Origin of the sequence: Streptomyces sp. NPDC085931, from assembly GCF_044540565.1 — a bacterium.
Classification (GTDB): Bacteria; Actinomycetota; Actinomycetes; order Streptomycetales; family Streptomycetaceae; genus Streptomyces.
Genome location: NZ_JBITSK010000003.1, coordinates 204,980 through 224,766 on the forward strand (window position 1 = coordinate 204,980; position 19,787 = coordinate 224,766).

At 72.4% G+C, this 19,787-nt stretch carries 9 protein-coding genes; 4 read left to right on the forward strand and 5 right to left on the reverse strand.

All coding sequences use genetic code 11. The features are described 5' to 3' along the window. Window positions 1-104: 104 nt before the first annotated feature. Window positions 105-1,115, forward strand: coding sequence for a ferredoxin reductase (locus ACIGAN_RS07020; protein WP_399856218.1), 1,011 nt, complete (start codon window positions 105-107; stop codon window positions 1,113-1,115). A 7-nt stretch (window positions 1,116-1,122) separates the two neighbouring features. After that, on the forward strand, window positions 1,123-2,250 hold the full coding sequence (locus ACIGAN_RS07025; protein ID WP_399855646.1) for a fatty acid desaturase family protein: 1,128 nt from the start codon (window positions 1,123-1,125) through the stop codon (window positions 2,248-2,250). A gap of 134 nt (window positions 2,251-2,384) precedes the next feature. Here ACIGAN_RS07025 and ACIGAN_RS07030 read toward each other — a convergent pair whose 3' ends face one another. The 5 genes from ACIGAN_RS07030 to ACIGAN_RS07050 form a co-directional block, all read right to left on the reverse strand. Beyond that, the gene (locus tag ACIGAN_RS07030; protein WP_399855649.1) at window positions 2,385-4,196 is read right to left on the reverse strand and encodes a carbamoyltransferase; all 1,812 of its coding nucleotides are present in this window, start codon (window positions 4,194-4,196) and stop codon (window positions 2,385-2,387) included. After that, window positions 4,193-5,146 (reverse strand): TauD/TfdA family dioxygenase, encoded by a 954-nt coding sequence (locus tag ACIGAN_RS07035; RefSeq protein ID WP_365096742.1) that lies wholly within the window; start codon window positions 5,144-5,146, stop codon window positions 4,193-4,195. The genes ACIGAN_RS07030 and ACIGAN_RS07035 overlap by 4 nt, the downstream gene beginning before the upstream one ends. Before the next feature lie 135 nt (window positions 5,147-5,281). After that, window positions 5,282-6,628: a KamA family radical SAM protein gene (locus tag ACIGAN_RS07040; RefSeq protein ID WP_399855652.1), complete on the reverse strand. Its 1,347-nt coding sequence runs from the start codon at window positions 6,626-6,628 to the stop codon at window positions 5,282-5,284. After that, the gene (locus ACIGAN_RS07045; protein ID WP_399855654.1) at window positions 6,625-12,429 is read right to left on the reverse strand and encodes an amino acid adenylation domain-containing protein; all 5,805 of its coding nucleotides are present in this window, start codon (window positions 12,427-12,429) and stop codon (window positions 6,625-6,627) included. Before ACIGAN_RS07045 ends, ACIGAN_RS07040 begins: the two co-directional genes overlap by 4 nt. 46 nt (window positions 12,430-12,475) lie before the next feature. Next, the gene (locus tag ACIGAN_RS07050) at window positions 12,476-15,562 is read right to left on the reverse strand and encodes an amino acid adenylation domain-containing protein (protein WP_399855656.1); all 3,087 of its coding nucleotides are present in this window, start codon (window positions 15,560-15,562) and stop codon (window positions 12,476-12,478) included. Between the two features lie 246 nt (window positions 15,563-15,808). Here ACIGAN_RS07050 and asnB point away from each other — a divergent pair, with 246 nt between their 5' ends. Further along, a complete protein-coding gene (asnB, locus tag ACIGAN_RS07055) occupies window positions 15,809-17,680 on the forward strand; it encodes an asparagine synthase (glutamine-hydrolyzing) (RefSeq protein ID WP_399855659.1) in 1,872 nt (623 codons plus the stop codon). 65 nt (window positions 17,681-17,745) lie between these two features. Then, window positions 17,746-19,761, forward strand: coding sequence for a hypothetical protein (locus ACIGAN_RS07060; protein WP_399855661.1), 2,016 nt, complete (start codon window positions 17,746-17,748; stop codon window positions 19,759-19,761). Window positions 19,762-19,787 lie beyond the last annotated feature (26 nt).

Here is a 19,787-nt window from a genome sequence, read left to right on the forward strand (position 1 = left end):
GATCAGATTTATGTTCTGCGGTCAGGACTTTACGCCCTGAGGCACAGCAAGCTGGAGTCATGACGAGTACTGCCCTGCGCAGCAGGGCGTGGAAACTGCTGGAGATGGTCACGACGCCGCTGCTGCCGTCGGACTATTTGGACCTGGTCAGCCCGCTGCGTGCGGGCGCCGACCTGCGGGGACGCATCGAGGCCGTGCACCCGGAGACGGCTGACGCCGCGACCATCGTGATCAGGCCGGGACGGGGCTGGCGCGGCCACAGGGCCGGTCAGTACGTGCGGATCGGGGTCGACGTCGACGGGGTGCGCCTGTGGCGTGCCTACTCCCTCACCTCGCCGGCACACCGCCAGGACGGCCGCATCACGATCACCGTGAAGGCGATCCCGGACGGCAAGGTCAGCAACCACCTGGTCCGCAGGGCGCGACCGGGCACGCTGATCCAGCTCGACCAGGCGACCGGTGACTTCGTGCTGCCGCGGGCCACGCCCGCCAAGGTGCTCTACCTGACGGCCGGCAGCGGCATCACGCCCGTGATGGGCATGCTGCGCGACACCGCGTTCGACGACGTCGTCATGGTGCACTGCGCGCCACGGCCGCACGACGTGATCTTCCGCAACGAACTGCACGACCTGGCCGCGGGCGGGAAGCTGCGACTCACCGAGGTGCACACCGCCACGGACGGCGTCCTCGACCTCGCCCGTCTCGGTGAACTCGTGCCCGACTGGGCCGAGCGCGAGACCTGGGCCTGCGGGCCCACGGGCCTGCTCGACGCCGCCGAGGAGCACTGGGGCGCGCACGGCCTCCAGGACCGCCTGCACACCGAGCGCTTCCGCCCCAGCGTCGTCGTGACCGGCGACGGCGGCGAGGTCACGTTCAGCGCCACCGGCAAAAGCGTCGACGCGGACGGCGCCACGCCGTTGCTCGACGTCGGCGAAGAGGCGGGCGTGCTCATGCCGTCCGGGTGCCGCATGGGCATCTGCTTCGGCTGCACCACGCCGCTCAAGGCGGGCGCCGTCCGGGACCTGCGCACCGGCGAGATCACCGAGGCCGAGCCGGGCGTCCTCATCCAGACCTGCGTGTCCGCCGCGGCGGGCCCCTGCGACATCGAACGATAGGAACAGTTTGACCGCCATCGACCCCACCGCCCACCTGACCGCGGAGCAGATCGAGGAGCTCGGACGCGAGCTGGACGCGATCCGCGACGAAGTGATCGCCGGCCGCGGAGAGAAGGACGCCGCGTACATCCGGAAGGTCATCTCGGCGCAGCGCAAGCTCGAACTGGTCAGCAGGGGCGTGCTGCTGTTCTCGTTCTTCCCGCCCGCGTGGCTGCTCGGCACCGCCGGGCTGTCCGTGGCGAAGATCATGGACAACATGGAGATCGGCCACAACATCCTGCACGGCCAGTGGGACTGGATGCGGGACCCGAAGATCCACTCCACCACCTGGGAATGGGACCACGTCTCGCCGTCCGACCAGTGGAAGCACTCGCACAACGAGCTGCACCACAAGTACACGAACGTGATCGGCAAGGACAACGACCTCGGCTACGGCATCATGCGCGTCGACGAGGACCAGAAGTGGCACCCGATCCATCTCGGCCAGCCGCTGTGGAACTTCCTCAACGCCTGTTTCTTCGAGTACGGCATCGCGGCGTACGACCTGGAGCTGGGCAAGAACCTGACCAAGCGCCGGCGCAAGAACCCGGAGTTCCGCGCGCGGGCCAGGGCCGTGGGCCGCAAGATCCGCAAGCAGGTGCTCAAGGACTACGTGATCCACCCGCTGCTGTCGGGCCCGTCGTTCCTCCCCACGCTCGGCGCCACGTTCACCGCGAACCTGGTCCGCAACATCTGGTCCCACTCGGTGATCATGTGCGGGCACTTCCCCGAGGGCGTACAGGTCTTCGAGCGCCGGTCGATCAGGGGCGAGACGCGCGGCCAGTGGTACCTGCGCCAGATGATGGGCTCGGCGAACATCAGCGGCAGCAAGGCCATGCACTTCATGACCGGCAACCTCTCGCACCAGATCGAGCACCACCTGTTCCCGGACCTGCCGAGCAACCGGTACGCCGAGGTCGCGGTGAAGGTGCGCGCGCTGTTCGAGAAGTACGAGCTGGAGTACGTCACCGGGCCACTGCACAAGCAGGTGTTCTCCGCCTGGCACAAGGTCTTCCGGCTCTCGCTGCCCAACAGGAAGCCCAAGGTCACGGCACCGGTACTGCCTGAGCGTGAGCAGGAACTCGTGGCGGCCTGACGCTCGGCACCGGCCGGATCTCCCGGCCGTACGGCGGCAACTGGGCCCGGCCCGTGACGAGGACGAAGTCCGGGGCCGTGACCTGATGGTCTCGGCCCCGGACCGTCAAGGGGGCAGCGGGGTGGCCGTCCTCGTCACAGCAGGGTGTACACGCTGTCGCTCACCCGGCTCCGGCGCGGGGGCCGGGTGCCCTTGAACCAGGTCACCCAGGACTGCGGGAGCGCGTCGCGGTCCAGGACGAAGTCGTCGAGCACCAGGCAGTCGATGTCCGACCGCAGGAAGCAGAGCAGGGCGTCGACGGGGGTGTGGACGATCGGTTCTCCCCGCAGGTTGAACGACGTGTTCAGCAGCAGCGGGCAGCCCGTCCGGTCGGCGAACGCGCGGATGAGGCGGTAGAAGCGCCCGTTCGTCGCCTCGGTGACGGTCTGCACGCGGGCCGACTTGTCGACGTGGGTGATGGCCGGCAGCGACAGCGGCGACACGACCTCGCAGGTCTCCAGCATGAACGGCGACTCGTGGTCGAGCCGGAAGTGCTCGTGCGCGTGCTCGGCCAGCACGGCGGGCGCGAACGGCCGGAACGCCTCGCGCATCTTGACCGAGGCGTTGATCCGGTCGCGTGTGTCGTCGCCCCGCGGGTCGGCCAGGATGGACCGCCCGCCGAGCGAGCGGGGCCCGAACTCCTCCCGGCCGTGGTACCAGCCGATCACCTTGCCGTCGGCCAGCCGCCCGGCGACGGCATCGAGCAGTCCCGCCTCGTCCCCGCGGAAGTCCGCGAAGTTCTGCCCGCCGTACGCGCCGAGCAGCCGGGCGATGCCGTCGGAGTCGGTGCCGGAACCGAGGAGGACGGAGGTCAGCCGGTCCTGCCGGGGCCGCCGGCCGGTCAGGCGCTGGTGGGCGACGGCCGCGCAGCCGAGGCTGCCGCCCGCGTCGCCGGCGGCCGGCTGCACGAACACCCTGGCGAAGGGGCCCTCCTCCACGATCCGGCGCACGGCGACGACGTTGAGGGCCACGCCTCCGGCCATGCACAGGTTCTCGCTGCCCGACATGCGGTGGGCCTTGTCGACCATGCGCAGCAGGGTCTCCTCGGTCACCACCTGGATGCTGCGCGCGAGGTCGTGGTGGACCTTGTCGATCGCCGACTCCGGCACCCGCGGCGCCACGCCGACCAGGGACGTGAAACGCTCACCGAGCATGCCGTCGGGGTTGGTGAAGTCGAAGTAGTCCAGGTCGAGCCGGAACGACCCGTCCTCGGTGACATGGACGAGCCGGCCGATCTCGTCCCGGAACCGCGGCTCGCCGTAGGGGGCGAGGCCCATCACCTTGTACTCGCCCTCGTTCACCTCGAAGCCGAGGTAGCCGGTGACCGCGCTGTACAGCAGGCCCAGGGAGTGCGGGAACTCGACCTGTTCGGCCAGTTCGAGCGAGGCGCCCCGGCCGATCCCCCAGCTGGTGGTGGCCCACTCGCCGACCGCGTCGACCGTCAGCACGGCGCTGTCGTCGAAACCGGAGAAGTAGTAGGCGCTCGCGGCGTGGGAGAGGTGGTGGTCGACGAACTCGACCCGGCCGTCCCAGCCCAGCAGGTCCCGGATCTCCCGCAGCGGCCGGTCGGCGTCCAGCCGGTACAGGGCGCTCGCGCTGCTGTCCGGGAAGGCCGGCAGTCCGGTCCACAGCTGGCGGTGGAGCTTCTTCGCCGGGTCCTCGTAGTAGGCCACGCAGTCCACGTCGGTGATGCGCAGACCGGCTTGGTCCAGGCAGTCGCGCACGGCGTCGATGGGCAGGTCGGGATCCTGCTTGCGCCGGGTGTGGCGCTCCTCGTGGGAGGCGGCCACGAGTCGGCCGCCGACCAGCAGCGCCGCCGCCGAGTCGTGGAAGTGGGCCGAGATGCCGAGGATCACGGGCCCGGAGGGCTCGGTGGGCTCCGAGGTCGGCGTGTTCCGGGCGCTCATCGCGGCTCTCCCTGTCCGGCGGTGTGCGGTTCCGCCATCGCGACGGCGATCTTCCGGTCGCCGGTGAAGGGCTCCCGGCCGTGGCTGGCCAGCATGTTGTCCACCACGAGGATGTCGTCGCGCTGCCAGTCGAAGCGGACCCGGCAGTCCGCGTAGCAGGCGCGCAGGTGGTCCATCACGTCGTCGGGGATGCGCCCGCCGTCGCCGTAGTACGTGTTGGTGGGAAGGCCCTCCTCGCCGAACAGGGCGAGCAGGCCCTCCTGGACGTCCTCCGGGAGCGTGGTCACGTGGAAGAAGGTGATGTGGTTGAACCACACCTCCTCGCCGGTGTGCGGGTGGCGGTGCAGCGCGTCCCGCACCACGCGGGTGCGCAGCCCGTCCTCGCCGGTCCACTCGGGGATCAGCCCGTGTTCCTTGCAGTAGGCCTCCACCTCGGCCCGGCTGTCGGTGCCGAACACCTTGGGCCACGGGACGCCGAAGTTGGGGTGGTAGTTGCGCACCAGACTCCAGCGCCGGCGCGCGAACTCCTCCCGAACCGCGGGGTCGATCGCCGCGTACAGCCGCCGGGTGTCCGCCAGCGGCGTCGATCCCAGCGTCTCGGGCGTGCGCAGGCAGTAGAAGTACAGCGTCATCGGCCAGGTGTCCTGGTAGGAGCACTCGTTGTGGAGGAAGATCTCCTCCTCGGCCGGGTGGTCGGTGGACGTGTACACATTGCCCTGGATCGAGGTGCGCGGTGAGGAGGCCTCGGTGTAGGTGAGCGTCTCCCCGGACAGCGCGTCGACGGCCGACTGCAGTCCGTCGACGCCGTCGACGTCGAAGCCCCGGAAGAGGAGCGCGCCGTGGGTGTGGAGCGCCGAGCGGAGTTCGTCACGGTCGTGCTCGATGAGGTCTACGAGGTCGGTGGTGGAACCTGCTTCCACCACCAGCGGCAGCGCTGCCGACGCGGACATACGGTCTCCTGACATAGCGGTGTTGCGGGCGGGCAGAGGGGGTCGGACGGGCCGGTGCGGGACGTCGGGGCGGGCGGCCGTCTCCCCGGTGGGCCTCAGGGTCCGTCGGTGGCCCTCGAGGTCCGTCGGTGGGCCTCAGGGTCCGTCCGTGATCCGGTCCGCCGGACGGGCCGTGGCCGTCTGGTCCAGGAAGGGGGCGTCCGACGGCGACAGCGGCCGCAGGTCCGTCACCCAGGTCGCCCGCGCGTCGAACCGTGCGAAGAACGGCCGCCCGACGACGTCCGGATCCCTGGCCTGCAGATAGCGCAGTGCGAGCGCGGGCTGTCCGGCGATCTCCGTCACTCCGTCGACGACCACCTTCCCGCGGGTGGCGGACATGGACGGGCCGCGCACCGTGCGCGCCAGCCCGGTCACGGACGACAGGGCCTCCCGGTAGATCTGCCAGGCGCGGACGAGCGGGACCTCGAAGTACTGGCGCGGTCCGGTGTCACGCTCCACGAACATGTAGTAGGGCACGGCGTCGAGGGCGACGGCCCGGGTCCACATCTCCCGCCAGACGGCGGCGTCGTCGTTGATCGACCTGACCAGCGGCGCCTGGGTGCGGATCACGGCACCCGTCGACCGGATCCGCTCGATCGCGCGCCGCACGGGCTCCGGGTGGAGCTCGCGGGGATGCGTCACATGAGCCATCACCGCGAGGTGCCGGCCGCTTCCGCGGACCTCCTCGAACAGCCGCAGAAGGTCGTCGGCGTCCTCGTCGTCGGTGAACCGGTAGGGCCAGTAGGTCAGGGCCTTGGTGCCGATCCGGATGGTCCTGATGTGCTCCATTCCCGGGGCCAGGAAGGGTTCGACCGCGCGCCGCAGGTGGCCGGTGCGCATGATGAGCGGGTCGCCGCCGGTCACCAGGATGTCGGTGATCTCGGTGTGGTGCCGCAGGTAGGCGGCGAGCGCGTCGGCGTCGTCCTTCTCCGCGGCCATCTTCAGCTCGGGCACCCCGACGAACTGCGCCCAGCGGAAGCAGTAGGTGCAGTAGGCGTGGCAGGTCTGGCCCTGACGCGGGAAGTACAGCAGCGTCTCGTCGTACTTGTGCTGTACGCCCGAGAGCCGCTGCCCCCGCCACCGGGGGACGTTCTGGTCGGTCTGGCCCGCCGGGTGCGCGTTCATCCCCGCGCGGATCTCCCGCACGACCGGCGCGAGACGGGCGGGTCCGGCCTCCTCGCGCAGCAGGTCCGTCACGCTCTTCAGCTCGTCGGCGGCCAGCATGTCGGGCTGCGGGAAGACCAGCCGGAAGACCGGGTCGTCGTGCACGTCGTCCCAGTCGATGAGCTCGTCGACCACGTACTGGTTGGTCCGGAACGGCAGGACCGCGGCCACGGCCCGGATCTGGAGCCTCGTCTCGGGGTCCGCCCCGCAGCGGTCCAGCAGCGCGTCCAGGTCGCGTGCCGAGTACGCCCGGAAGCGGGGCGGGGACGTGTCGTTCATCCGCGCTCCTCCTCCTGACCGGCGGTGCCCGGCGCGACCGCGCGGGCGATCTCCCCGGCCGTGACCGCGGCGTGCGAGGGCTGGACCAGGGTGAAGTGGTCGGCGCCGGGCACGGTCCGGGTCTCCACCGGCGTGCCCAGTGCCTCCTCCCAGCCGAGGGCGGGGGACGTTCCCTCCGGCCGTGTCTGGTCACCGGCGAGCACCAGCGTGAGCCGGGTGTCCCTGAGGCGGGCGCGCCGCATGCGGTAGTTCACCAGCGCGGTGGCGTTGGCGTCGAACACCGTGAACCTGCGGCGCAGCGACTGCTGCTCCTCTCCGGCCGCCGGCCGGCCGCCGCCGAGCAGCGCGGCGTCGACCCGCTCGCCGGTCATGCGCTCCAGGTCGCGGGCGAAGGACGCCACCCGGTCGGCGACGGGTCCCGCGAAGTGCTCGAAGGCCTTCGAGCCGGGCGCGTAGCTGTCCAGCAGCACCAGGGAGCCGGTGCGCACCCCCTCGAAGGAGAGCTGGCGTGCCATCTCGTAGGCGACGGCGCCTCCCATGGACCAGCCCGCGAAGTGGTAGGGGCCCTCGGGCTGCACCTTGAGCACCTCGTGGAGGTAGGCGGCCGCCATCTCCTGGATCGAGGTGAACACGGTGCCGCCGTCCAGCCCGGGAGAGCGGACCCCGATCACCGTGAACTCGGGCGGCAGCGCCGACGCCACGTCCCGGAAGCACAGCACGTCGCCGCCGATCGGGTGCACGAGGAACAACCGGGGTCCGCCCGCGGCTCCCTGACGCAGCGTCAGCAGCAGTTCGCTCGCCTGCTCGTCGGACTCCTTGCGCAGTTCGCGTACGGACGCGGCCAGACGGTCGACGCTCGGTCCTTCCAGGAGCTTGCGCAGCGACAGCGACAGGCCGGTCTTCTTGCGGATCCGGGTCAGCAGGATGGTGGCGAGCAGGGAGTGCCCGCCGACGGCGAAGAAGTCGTCGGTGACGCCGAAGTCGTCGTGGCCGAGGAGTTCGGACCACATGGACCAGATCAGGGTCTCGGTGTCGTCCCGGGGCGCGACGCGCTCCTGAGCGGCCGGGGCCGAGGCGCCCTTGAGGGAGGACCGGTCCAGCTTGCCGTTGGGCAGCAGCGCGAACCGGTCGACGAAGAGGAACAGCGAGGGCACGACGGCCAGCGGCAGGCGCTCGCGCGCGTGGCCGCGCAGTTCCTCCGTGGTCAGCGCGGAGCCGGGGGCGCGCACGACGTAGGCGACGAGCGAGCCGTCCGCCTCCTTGTCCGCCTCCACGTGGACCTGGCGCACCTGCGGATGGGTGGTCAGCTCGGCCGCGACCTCCGCGGGATGCACCCGGACACCGCGCACCTTGAGCAGGTCGTCACGGCGCCCCTCGACGTGGATCTCCCCGAGGGCGCCGACCACTGCGAGGTCTCCCGTGTGGTAGACGAGGTCGTCCGGGTCGTCGGAGAACGGGTTGGGACGGAAGTTCGAGGCCGCGCGGGCGTCGTCGAGGTAGCCCAGGGTCCGGTACGGCGTCCGGATGACGATCTCGCCGCGTTCGCCGGGGCCGCGGACGGAGCCGTCCGCGCCGAGGACGACGGCCTGGGCGCCGGGCAGCGGGCGGCCCACGGGCACCGGTCCGGTGTCCTGCTCGGCCGTCACCCGGTGGAACGTCTTGATCATGGTCGTCTCGGTGGGCCCGTAGAAGTTGACGACCTCGGTGTCCGGGCCCAGCAGCCGCTCCCGCAGTTCCTGGACGAGCCGGCCGGTGAGGGGTTCGCCCGCGAGGCAGAGCAGCCGCAGGCCGGCCAGGGGCGCCGTGGCCCGGTCGGTGTCCCGCAGCCACGACGCCGCGACGCTGGGCGTGGTGTGGACGACGGTGACGCGCTCGCGCTCCAGCCAGTCCACCATCCGCGCCGTGTCGTCCAGGGCGCTCGCCGGCGGCAGGCACAGGGTGGCCCCCTGGGTGAGCGGCACGAGGACGTCGCGCAGGACCGCGTCGAAGGAGAGCGTGGTCAGCTGCGCCACACGGTCCCCGGCGTGCACGCCGAACTCCGTCGTCTCCCAGTCGATGAAGTGGTCGAGGCCGCGGTGCGATCCGACGACGGCCTTGGCCTCGCCGGTGGTGCCGGACGTGAAGAAGACGTACGCCGGTTCCAGGGGCCGGGCGGGGACGGGGCGGAGCGGCCCGTCCCCGCTCTTGGCGAGTTCCTCGAAGGTCACGCGCTGCGCGGTGGCGTCGCCGGGCGCCTGTGCCGCGGTCGAGGGCTCGGTGAGCAGGATCTGCCGGACGCCGGCCTTGGCCACCATGGCGGCGCGCCGCGGTTCGGGCAGCCCGTCGTCCAGGAGCACGGCGGTGGCGCCGGCGCCGAGCGCGGCGACGAGGGCGGCGACGGTGGCCGGCGACTTGCCGCCCAGCACGCCGACGCGCTCCCCCGCCGGGATCCTCTGCGCGGCGCCCGCCACCGCGGCGGCCAGCTGACGGTAGGTCACCTCACCTTCCGCCCAGGAGAGGGCGACGGCGTCCGGGGTGTCCGCTGCCCGGCGCCGGAACCGCTCGGCGACGGGGACGAGGTCCCGCGCGGGAAGCGGCTCGGCGAAGGGGTGGCCGGCCCGGCCGGAGTCGGCCAGCGGGCGCGCCGGCTGCTCGGCGGCGAAGCGGAGCAGGCGTGTGAACCGCTCGCCGAGCGCGGCCGCGAACTCGGGCTGGACCGTGTCGGCGTCGTACTCGAAGTCCAGGACGGTGCCGGACCGCGTGGGGCGTACCACCACGGTGAGGTCGAACTTGGCGGTGGGTGCCGTGCCGGAGCCGTCGCCGGCCTCGGCGACCACGTCGACCGGACGCAACAGGGCTGCCTCGCGCGGCAGTTCCTCGCGCGGCGGCATCCGCAGCATCACGTTGAACAGCGGGCTGCGGTCCCCGTCCCGGGCGGCGGCGACGGCCTCGACGACCTGCGCGTAGGACACGTCCCGGTGCCCCGACGCCTCGACGAGCGTCGACCTGACCCGGGCGAGTGCCTCCTCGAACGTCGGGTCGCCCGCCATGTCGAAGCGGTAGGCGTGCGTCCGGACGAAGAACCCGACGACGTCCTCGAACTCCTCGCGGTCCCGGCCCACGCTGTCGCTGCCGATGACGACCCGGTCCTGCGCCGCCGCCCGGGACAGGACATGGGCGAGGACGGTCATCATCGCCATGTACTCGGTGGCCCCGGACCTCGCGCACAGCTCGGCGAGGCGGTCGGTCACCTCGCGGGCGACCGGGAGGCGCAGTACCCGTGCCTGGTGCGGCCGTTCGCCGGGCACGGGACGTCCCCACGGCACGTCCGGGGCGGGGGTGCCGGCGAGCAGGTCGCGCCAGTAGGCCAGGTCGGCCTCGGCGCGCTCGCCGGTCGTCCGGCGCGCACGCCAGGCCGCGTAGTCGCCGAACTGGAGCCGGGACGTGCCGCCGTCCAGGTGCGTGTGCCGGTCGGTGCCGGCGAGCAGTTCGTCGGCCTGCTGGGCGACGAGGCTCCACGACACCCCGTCGCAGCACAGGTGATGGACGGTCAGGCCGACGAGGAGCTCGTCGGCCGCGACGCGGACCGTCCGGACCCGTACCAGGGGGCCGGCGACCAGGTCGAAGGCGTCGGCGGCCGCCTTCGACAGGGCGGCCAGGCCCGACGGCCGGTCGGCCACGGCCGGCAGGGCGGCGAAGTCGACGGCGGCCTCCCCCACGGACTGCACGGGGCGCCCGTCGACCTCGCGGAAGCGCAGTCGCAGCGCCTCGTGGCGGCGGCACACCGTGAGGAAGGCCGCGCGCACGTCCTGCTCGTCGATGCCGGTGGGCAGCCGGAACACGCCGGCCATGTTGTAGGCGGAGCTGTGCGGGTCCAGCTGCTGGAGGAACCACAGGCCCTCCTGCTCGGGGGAGAGCGGCTGGTCGGCCTCGCGCGGGACGGGTACGGGCGCCGGTTCCTCCTCGGCCGCGGCGCCCTGCCGCAGCGCGTCGTCCACGGCCTGCGCGAGGGTGGCGATCGTCGCCGACCGGTACAGGGTCGGCAGATTCAGCTCCGCCTCGAACGTCCGGCGGATGCGGGCGAGGAGCCGGGCCAGCATCAGCGAGTGGCCGCCGAGGTCGAAGAAGTTGGCGTGCCGGGAGGTGATCTCCTTCTTGAACACCTCGGACCACAGCGCGGCGACGCGCCGTTCCGTCGCGGTCCACTCGCCCTCGTCCGCCGCCTCCTCCTGCGGCTGCTGCTCGGCGGTGTCGTCGGGGTCGGGGAGCGCGGCCCGGTCCAGCTTGCCGTGGCCGGTGAGCGGCAGCCGCTCCAGGAGGACCACCCGGGCCGGGACCATCGCGTTGGAGCCCGCCGCGGCCACGTGCCGGCGTACGGCGGAGGCGTCCACGTCCGCGCCGTGGGCCGGGACGACGTAGGCGACCAGGACGGGTCCGTCGTCCCCGGCGCGGACCACGACGGCCGCGTCCTCGACCTCCGGCATGCGGGTGATCACCGCGCCGACCTCGGCCGGGTGCACGCGCACGCCGAGGATCTTGACCTGGTCGTCCACCCGGCCGTGGATCTCCAGGTCGCCCTGAGGGCTGATACGGCCCAGGTCGCCGGTGCGCTGCACCAGGTCGGTGGGGTCGTCGGGGTTGAGCGGGTTCACCTCGAAGAGCGGGGCCTCCCCCGCGGCCGGGCGCCAGGTGCCCCGGGTGAGGTGCGGGGTGCGGATCAGCACGTGGCCGGGTTCGCCGACGCCGCACCGCCTTCCCCGGTTGTTGACCACGAGCAGTTCGGCACCGTCGATGGGCTTGCCCACGGGCAGGATGCCCGCGGGGACCTCGCCGTCCGGAACGGGGTACCAGGCCTTGAGGATGGTGGCCTCGGTCGTCCCGTAGAGGTTGACGAACCGCGTGCCGGCGTCGCCGGTCGTCTTCCGCCAGCGGTTGACGAGGCTGCCCGGGAGCGGCTCGCCGGAGAGGCAGACCAGACGCAGCGCCGGGAAGCCCGCACCGGCGGGCTGTTCGGCCAGCAGCGCGGAGAGCACGCTCGGCACCGTCTGCAGGACGGTCACCTCGTCCTCGCGCAGCCAGGCGAGCACCCGCGCCACGTCGACGAAGGGCCGGTCGGTCGGTGGGAGGCACACGGTGGCGCCTCCGATGAGCGCCGGGAACAGGTCCTTGAAGACCGCGTCGAAGGTGAGCGCGGCCGTCTGGGCGACGCGGTCGCCCGGGCCGATGGCCAGGGCCCGCTGTTCCCAGGCGCAGAAGTGGGCGAGCGCCCCGTGCCAGCCCAGGACACCGCGGGGCTCGCCGGTGGTGCCGGAGGTGAAGCACAGGTACGCGTCCGCGGCGGCGGCCACGACGGGCAGTTCCGCGTCCCCGGCCGGCGACCGCTCCAGCTCGGCGAACCGGACCACCGGCGTGGAGCCGGCGTCCGGCTCCGCCGCCTGGCCGGTCGTGTCGACGAGCAGCGAGGGGCGCGCCCGGTCCAGCACGTCACGCGTCCGGCCCTCCGGCTGGGTGACGTCGATCATCACCAGGACCGCGCCGGCCCGCAGGACACCGAGCATGGCCACGACGGTCTCCGGCGACCGGCCACCGCGGACCGCCACCACGTCCCCGGGGGCCACCTGCCGTGCCCGCAGCGCCCGAGCCGTCGCGGAGAACCGCTCCACGAGTTCCTGGTACGTGTGGGACCGGGTGCCGCGCACCAGTGCGACGGCGTGCGGGAGCCGGGAGGCCGTGGCCTCGATCAGGGCGGGGACGGTGGTGGTCTCGACCAGGTGCCGTGACGGCGTCGTCGACGCGGTGGGGTGGTCGTCGGCGTACGTCATCTCAGTGTGAGTCCAATCGTGTGGTCGTCAGTGCCCTGGGGGCCGGTCAGAGGGCTATCTCGTCGACGTACGCGTCGGGCTTGTCCATCGCGGCCTCGATGAAGGAGGCGAGCTGGCGGGCCATGAGCGCGGCGCGCTCGGCGGAGATACGGCCCCGGGCGTACACGAGACGTGCCTCGTAGCCCTCGGTGAGCGGGAAGACCTCGAACTTGAGGTCGTAGTGCGTGTGCCGGGGCGGGAACTGGTGGACGCGCACGGTGACGTCGCCGGCGCGCCGTTGCCAGTCCGGCATGTTCTGGAAGACGAACAGGTTCTGGAACAGGGGCAGCCGGTCGGCGCCCCGGGCCCCTCTGACCTCGGCGACGATGCGCTCGATGGGCACCACCGCATGCCGCTGGCCCGCCAGGACGGAGGTGCGGGCGCGCTCCAGCACCTGGGCGATGGTCGCGTCCTCGTCGATCTCCAGCCGCTGCGGGACGGTCGTGACGAAGTAGCCGGCCAGGCCGGCGACCCAGGGCGGGGTCCGGTTGGCCATGGGGGTGCCGACGACGACGGTCTCCTGGCCGGAGAGCCGGGCCAGCCAGGCCGTGTAGCCGGCGAGCAGGGCCATGAACTCGGTGATGCCGTGGTCGCGGCACAGGCTTTTCAGCCGGGCCGGGAAATCCGGCGACCAGGGCAGCGCGACGCTGTCGGCGGGCACGCTGAGGCTGGGGCCGCGCGGTTCGTCCACCGGCAGGTCGAGCCCGTCCGGCGCGTCGGCCAGCACGGTGCGCCAGTGCCGCAGCGATTCCTGGACGGCGGCCCGGTGCTCCGGGCGGGTCTCCTGCTCGCGCTGCCAGGCCGCGTGGTCGACGATCTGCAGCCGGGCGTCTGCGAGCGCGCGGTCCGGTTCGGACAGCAGCCGGCTCAGCTCGTCGGTCAGCAGCGACCAGGTCCAGCCGTCGGCGATGATCTGGTGGGTGACCATCACGAGCAGGTGGTCGGCCGGGCCGAGGCTGACCCCGTGGGCCCGCAGCGGTGGTCCGGCGGCGAGGTCGAACGGCTCGTACGCCGCCCGTGTCACCCATCGGCGCACGGTCGCAAAATCCCCGGCCGTGCCCGTCTCGTCGGTCCACTCCAGGGGCGGGGGCTCGGTCCCGACGACGGCGCGCGGCTCACCGTCGACGGAGCGGAACGTCGTCCGCAGCACCTCGTGCCGCCGCACCAGAGCGGCGAACGCCTGCGCCACCCGCTCGGCGCTCACGCCGGTGATCCGGAACGCGGTGGGAGCACTCATCGCGGTGCTCCCGGGCTCCAGCTCCTGGAGGAACCACAGGCGTTCCTGGTAGCGGTTGAGCGGCAGCCCACCCGCGCGCGGCACCCGCGACGGCACCGGATCGGTGTCCTTGCCGTCCTCCGCGGCGGCGGCCAGCAAGGCGCGCAGCCGGTCCAGGGTCGGTTCCGCGAAGAAGTCGGCCAGGGAGACGGTGGAGCCCCACTCCTCGGCGATGTCGGCGAGCAGCCGCACGGCGTGCAGCGAGGTGCCGCCCGCGTGCAGGAAGTGCGGTTCGGTGGTGCCGAGCACGCCGGCCCACAGGCGCTCCAGCGGGTCGGCGCCGGTGGCGGCCTGCCCGCCGTCGTCGGACCGCTCCGCGAGGAGCGCGTGCAGTGCCGCCACGTCGGCCTTGCCGTGCGCGGTCTTCGGCATCGCGTCCACGGGGGTGAGGCCGGCCGGGACCGAGCCGGCCGGCAGGAGGGCCAGCAGGTCGTCGCGCCATCCGGACCACGGCACACCAGGGGCCAGGACGGCGAAGGCGTGCAGGCGTGCGACGCCGGCCGCGTCGGCACGCGTCACCACGACGCACTCCTCCACGTACGCCAGCGACTGCAGGGCGGCTTCCACCTCGCCGAGTTCGATGCGGACGCCGCCGATCTTCACCTGGCGGTCGTTGCGTCCGTGGTAGAGGTACGCCCCGTCCGGACGCCGGCTGGCGAGGTCGCCGGTGCGGTACATGCGGCGGTCCGGGTCGGCCGGGTGGGGCACGAAGCGCTCGGCCGTGACCTCGGGCAGGTTGAGGTAGCCACGGGCGATCCCCACGCCGGCGATGCACAGTTCACCGACCTCGCCCTCCGGCACCGGGGTGCCGTCCTCGCCGACGACGAGCAGCTCGATGCCGGTGATGGGACGGCCGATGGGCACCGGCTCGGTGGGCGAGGCGTCCGCGGCGCACGGCCAGTGGGTGACGTCGACGGCGGCCTCGGTGGGGCCGTAGAGGTTGTGGAGTCCGGCGTGGGGCAGCCGCTCGAAGAACCGCCGGGCCAGGGACGGACCGAGCGCCTCGCCGCTCACCATGACCGAGCGCAGCCGCGGGCAGTCCCCGGGCCGCACCCGGCGCAGGAACTCCGCGAGCATGCTCGGCACGAAGTGCGTGACGGTCACCTGACGCTCCGTCAGGAAACGTGCCAGGTAAGCGGGGTCGCGGTGCCCGTCGGGGGCGGCGAAGGCCAGCTCCGCTCCGGCCATCAGGGGCCAGATGAACTCCCACACCGAGACGTCGAAGGTGTACGGCGTCTTCTGCGCGACCACGTCCCCGGGCCCGATCGCGAAACGATCCTGCATCCATCGCAGGCGGTTGACGATGGCCGCGTGCTCGATCATCACGCCCTTGGGGCGGCCCGTGGAGCCCGACGTGTAGATGACGTAGGCCAGATGGTGCGGCGCGGCCCGGTCGATCGGCGGCGCCTGGCCGGGCCCGGGGTGGGCGCGGGGGGTCAGCCGCGGCACACCGCCGTCGGCGAGGGACCACAGCCGGGACGACTCCTCCGCCACGACGGCCGCGGGCGCGGCGTCGCGCAGCAGGGCGAGGATCCGCCGGTCCGGGTCGGTGGTGGACAGCGGCAGCCACGCCCCGCCCGCCCGCACGACCCCGACGATCGCCACGGCCAGGTCGACGGAGCGCTCCAGCTGGAGGGCGACGATCCGGTCGGGGCCCACCCCCGCCGCCACGAGCGCCTCGGCCAGGGCGGCCGAGCGGGCGTCGAGTTCGCGATAGGTGAGGACCTGCCGCTCGTCGCTGACCGCCCGTGCGTCGGGCGTCCGGCGGAACTGCTCGACGAGCGCCGCGCCCAATGAGTCCGGACCGGTACGACACACGGTGCTGTCCCCCTCGTGAATACCCTGCCGGCGGGCGGAACAAGATCGCCCCAGCGATACACGAGAGGGGACTGTGGCACATCGAACGGGATTTAGGAAGATCCGCATTTGGTCAAGGAATCTTTCCTTGCGTTGATCAACTGGTGATGTAATCTGCCTCAGTCCCGGCCGCGGCAACGCGCCGCACCAGGGCGGATGTTGACGTTTTGACGAAATGCCGTACCGACTCCGGAAAGGGTGTTGACGGTGTGTGGACTCGCGGGCTTCGTCGGGCCACGGCACGATCCCCGGGCGGCGCGCGAAACACTTCACGCCATGAGCGCGGCCATCCGGCACCGGGGCCCGGATTCCACCGGATTCCATGTCGACGAGACAGTGGCATTCGCGTTCACCCGGCTGGCGATCAACGATCTCGAAGCCGGCGACCAGCCGATGTACGACGAGAGCCGGCAGATCGTCGCCATGACGACCGGCGAGATCTACAACTACCGCGAGCTGCGTGACCTCCTCGTCAGCCGGGGCCACACCCTGCGCACGCGCTGCGACACCGAGGTGATCCCGCACCTCTACGAGGAGTTCGGCCGCGACTTCGTCAGCCGGCTCGACGGGCAGTTCGCCGTGGTGCTCTACGACCACCGCGAGCAGCTCTTCATCGGCGCCCGCGACCACTTCGGCGTCACGCCGCTGTTCTACGCCCACCAGGGCGGCGAGCTGGTCTTCGGCTCCGAGGTCAAGGCCATGCTGGAGCACCCCGCGGTGCCGCGCCGCGTCGACCTCGTCGGCCTGGACCAGGTGTTCACCCTGCCCGGACTGGTGAGCCCGCGGACCATGTTCGAGGGCGTCCACAGCGTGCCGCCCGGCACCGCCGTCGAGTTCCGCCCCGGCGACCGGCCCAAGGTCTGGACGTACTGGGACCTCGCGTACCCGCGCACCGACGCCGACGTGGACCGCCACGACGAGGCGTACTACGTCCGCAAGGTCGAGGACCTGCTGGTCCGGTCCGTCGAGAAGCGCCTGCAGTCCGACGTGGAGGTCGGCCTGTACCTGAGCGGCGGCCTGGACTCCTCCCTGGTCGGCGCGATCATGCGGCATCTGATGCCGGACGCCGAGATCCAGTCGTTCGCGGCGGCGTTCCCCGAGCGGGAACTCTCCGAGAGCGACTACCAGCGGCTGATGAGCGATGTCCTCGACACCCGCCACACCGAGCGTTTCGTGCACGGCGAGGAGATAACCTCCCGGCTGCGCGCGGTCGTACGGCACACCGAGTGCCCGCTGAAGGAGTCGTTCAACTCCGCGGCCCACGCGCTGTCCGAGGCCGTGCACCGCGCCGGAGTCAAGGTGGTGCTGACCGGGCAGGGCGCGGACGAGCTGTTCGGCGGCTACATCGGCTACCGCTTCGACCAGGTCCGGCGCACCCAGGCCGCGGGCGGCCTCACCGATCTGCGGGAGGCCAGGATGCGCGAGAGCCTGTGGGGGGACGAGAACTTCTTCTACGAACGCAACGACGCCGGATTCCGGGCCACGAAGGCGCAGCTCTACTCGGCGCGGGTGCGTGAGCGGCAGGACGACATCGACTGCCTCGGCCACCCGCTGGTCGACCGCGAGCGCCTGACCGGCCTGCACGATCTGCACCGCCGTTCCTACCTCGACCTCAAACTCCGGCTGGCGGACCACCTGCTCGGCGACCACGGCGACCGCATGGTGTTCGCCCACTCGGTGGAGTCCCGCCATCCGTTCCTCGACCGGGAGCTCGTCGAGTTCCTCGCGACCGTGCCGCCCGAGCTGAAACTCAAGGGCCTGGAGGAGAAGTACCTCCTCAAGCAGGTCGCCCGGGAGTGGATCCCGCGCCGGATCGTGGACCGCGAGAAGTTCGGCTTCACCGCGCCGGGCAGCCCGCACCTCATCCGGCAGGACGACCCCGCCGTCGAGGCCCTGCTGTCCCGCGAACGCATCGAGGCGGACGGCTACTTCGACCCGGACCGCGTCGAGCGGCTCGTACGCGAGTACGCCACGCCCGGGTTCCGCATCAACGTTCCCTTCGAGACCGACCTGTTGATGACCGTACTCACCTTCAACCTGCTCCTCGACCTCTACGACCTGCCCGCACACTCCGCCTGACGGCAACTCAGGCGGGCACCGGGCAGGCAGCCCTGCCCGGACCCACATCGCCAGGGGGACAACGGATGCCGCCGACCGATCCGACACACAGCATCACCGAGCGACTGAGCCGCTTCCTGTCCGGGCCGGAGGGAACCCTCGCCCTGGCCCGGATGCAGGTGCTGGGCCGACCCGTCGAGCGCTCGACGGAGCTGACCGTGCCCGCCCCGTCGGGAACCGGGGTGGGCGTGTGGCGCCTGACGGACGGGCAGTTGCAGCGGGACACCGCGCGCCGGGACGAATGGCGCTACTGGGCCGACCTGCCGGAACTGCCCCTGCGCCCCGGGCACCGCCGTGTCGCCGTGCTCGGGGAGTCCGCGACCCGCGGCTACTTCTTCGACCCGGCGTACTCGCTGGCCGGCCTCGTCGGCACCGCCCTCGACGGCACCGACGTGGACGTCCTCGACCTCGCCCGCACCAACTGCTCCCTGGCGGAACTCCTCAAGACGGCCGCCGAAGCCCTCGCCCTCGGCGCCGACGCGCTCGTGATGCACGCCGGGAACAACTGGAACAACGTCGACCCGACGCCCGTGGAGCGCCACGAACTGGCCCTGCTGCTCGAAGAGGGCGGCTTCCCGGCGGCCGCGGCGGCCTTCCGGGGCCTCGTCACCGAGGTCGCCGCGAGCGCCCTGGACCTGCTGCGCGCACGGGCGGGCGACGTCCCCGTCGTCCTGGTCGTCCCGGAGTTCAACCTGGCCGACTGGACGGACGAGCCGATCCTCGACTGCCCCGCCCTGCCCGCCGGACGGATGCGGCGCTGGCGCGGCGCCCGGGACGAGGCCGAGCGGGCCCTGCGGGACGGCGACCTCGCCGCCGCCCGCACGCTGGTGGCCGAGATGACCGCGCTCGACGGCGGCTCCAGCCCCGTCTCGCACCGCCTGGCGGCACGCTGCGCCGCCTCCCCCGAGGAGATGCTCACCGCGCTGCGGGCGGCCAAGGACGCGGTGGTCAGCCCCTTCGCCATCCACTCACCGCGCACCCTGGCCTCCGTGCAGGAAGTGATGCGCCGCAAGGCCGACGAGGCCGGCTTCCACCTGGTCGACCAGGCGGCCCTGTTCCGGGAGGGCGACACCGGCGCACCCGGCCGCCGGTACTTCCTCGACTACTGCCACCTCACCTACGACGGCCTGCGCACCACGGCCCTGGCCGTGGCGGAGACCCTCGGCACCGCCCTGGAGCTGCCCGGGCGGCCGGACACCGGCGGCGTACCGGAACGGGCCGCCGCCGACCGGCTCGCCCTGGCCCATTTCCTCGCCGCCGTGCACAACGCCCACTACGGCCAGCCCGAGGACGTGCTGCGCCACCACCTGACCCGGGCACTGGAGGCCGACGCCTCGGTCGCCGACCGCTTCGAGGACTACCTGGACTACCAGACGAGGACCGCCCCGAACTGGATGTGCTCCTCCTACGAACGCTCCACCCAAGACCCGGCGTTCCGGCGGTACATGGTGGTCGGCGACGGCCGGCTCAACGGCAAGCTGGCGGACCACGCCCTGCGCGAGGTCATGCTCGACGTCCTCGACAGCAGAGGCGTCCAGGCCCGGCGGCGCTACGAGGACCTGCTCGTCGCCGAACACAGCGGCAGCACCGACCTGCTGGCCGACGCGAACCTCGCCACGACGTTCAACGAGCGCCGGGAAGCCGGCGTCGGCCCCCGGGTGGCATACCTGCGGGCGAGCTCCCCCCGCACCCGTTCCACCCTGGTCGTCGACGAACCGGCCCCGCTCGTCCTCGAAGTGACCTGGCGGCTGCCGGCCGACGTGCCGGCCGCGTCCGTGACGCTCGCCGTGAACGGACACACGGTGGGCACGGCCGAGGTGGGCACGGCGTGGACGACCGAGGAGTTCACCGTGGCCCCGGATCTCCTGCGCCGCGGACGCAACACCGTCGAGATCCGCTGGCCGGACGGGGGCGACGGCACCGACGCGCTCGTCGCCGGGGCCCCGGCCCGCCTGGAGTGCGGCGAGAACGTCCCCGGTCACCCGGTCCACGGCCACCTCCACGGCTGGTCCGCGACCCGGACCGTACCCGCCGCGGTCTGACCGCCCCCGCCGAAAGACAGGAGAGT

Bases quoted from the DNA above. Each gene is read 5' to 3' on its own strand.
- ACIGAN_RS07020 (WP_399856218.1), top strand. From the start codon at position 105: ATGGTCACGACGCCGCTGCTGCCGTCGGACTATTTGGACCTGGTCAGC.
- ACIGAN_RS07030 (WP_399855649.1), bottom strand. From the start codon at position 4,196: ATGAGCGCCCGGAACACGCCGACCTCGGAGCCCACCGAGCCCTCCGGG.
- ACIGAN_RS07035 (WP_365096742.1), bottom strand. From the start codon at position 5,146: ATGTCCGCGTCGGCAGCGCTGCCGCTGGTGGTGGAAGCAGGTTCCACC.
- ACIGAN_RS07040 (WP_399855652.1), bottom strand. From the start codon at position 6,628: ATGAACGACACGTCCCCGCCCCGCTTCCGGGCGTACTCGGCACGCGAC.
- ACIGAN_RS07045 (WP_399855654.1), bottom strand. From the start codon at position 12,429: ATGACGTACGCCGACGACCACCCCACCGCGTCGACGACGCCGTCACGG.
- ACIGAN_RS07060 (WP_399855661.1), top strand. From the start codon at position 17,746: ATGCCGCCGACCGATCCGACACACAGCATCACCGAGCGACTGAGCCGC.